The sequence below is a fragment of the Klebsiella sp. HMSC09D12 genome (assembly GCF_001808475.1).
Lineage (GTDB): Bacteria > Pseudomonadota > Gammaproteobacteria > Enterobacterales > Enterobacteriaceae > Klebsiella > Klebsiella oxytoca.
In genome coordinates, this window is record NZ_KV793509.1 from 1 (window position 1) to 651 (window position 651).

1 protein-coding gene is annotated in these 651 nt (G+C 51.0%); it reads left to right on the top strand.

Annotation, left to right across the window (positions count from 1 at the left end):
- Positions 1-651 (top strand): terminase large subunit domain-containing protein (locus HMPREF3178_RS31970; RefSeq protein WP_228705152.1); only part of this gene is annotated, 651 nt, incomplete at both ends.

Here is a 651-nt window from a genome sequence, read left to right on the forward strand (position 1 = left end):
CAACGCTTTCGTCTGGCATCGGGCTTTATATGACTGGTGCCGACGGTGAGGGTGGTTCTGAGGTTTATTCCGCAGCAACAACCAGGGACCAGGCCCGCATCGTGTTTGATGATGCTAAGCGCATGATTAAGCTGGCTCCTAAAACACTGGGCCGGTTGTTTGGTAGTAACAAGCTGAATATTCACCAGGAGCGGACGGGCTCAAAATTCGAACCTGTAGCCAGTGATGCGAATAACCTCGACGGCCTGAATATTCACTGCGGGATCGTTGATGAGCTGCACGCACATAAAACCCGTGACGTCTGGGAAGTTCTGGAAACGGCGACCGGTGCGCGCCTGCAGTCCCTTATTTTTGCAATCACCACTGCGGGTTTTAATAAGGAAGGTATCTGCTACGAGCAACGTGATTATGCAATCAAGGTTCTGAAGAACTTTGATAACCCTGACCCACTTTCCATTAAGGATGACAGCTATTTTGCGCTGATTTATACCCTGGATGAGGGGGACGATCCTTTCGACGAGGCAAACTGGCCGAAAGCAAATCCCGGCCTGGGGATATGTAAGCGTTGGGACGATATGCGCCGTCTGGCTAAAAAGGCGAAAGAGCAGGTGGCGGCGCGTGTCGGTTTTTTTACCAAGCATCTCAATATCT